The sequence below is a fragment of the Neobacillus niacini genome (assembly GCF_023715785.1).
In the GTDB taxonomy this organism is placed as follows: domain Bacteria; phylum Bacillota; class Bacilli; order Bacillales; family Cytobacillaceae; genus Neobacillus; species Neobacillus niacini_E.
On the sequence record NZ_JAMBOX010000113.1, the window covers coordinates 1 to 258 of the forward strand.

1 rRNA gene is annotated in these 258 nt (G+C 55.4%); it reads left to right on the forward strand.

Annotation, left to right across the window (positions count from 1 at the left end):
* Window positions 1-220, forward strand: a 16S ribosomal RNA gene (locus tag M3234_RS29075); the annotation flags it as partial.
* Between the last annotated feature and the right edge of the window lie 38 nt (window positions 221-258).

Below are 258 nucleotides of genomic sequence, written 5' to 3' on the forward strand. Positions count from 1 at the left end.
GCCTGCATGAAGCCGGAATCGCTAGTAATCGCGGATCAGCATGCCGCGGTGAATACGTTCCCGGGCCTTGTACACACCGCCCGTCACACCACGAGAGTTTGTAACACCCGAAGTCGGTGGGGTAACCGCAAGGAGCCAGCCGCCTAAGGTGGGACAGATGATTGGGGTGAAGTCGTAACAAGGTAGCCGTATCGGAAGGTGCGGCTGGATCACCTCCTTTCTAAGGAATATACAGTCCTGTCGGACTGATATAACGTT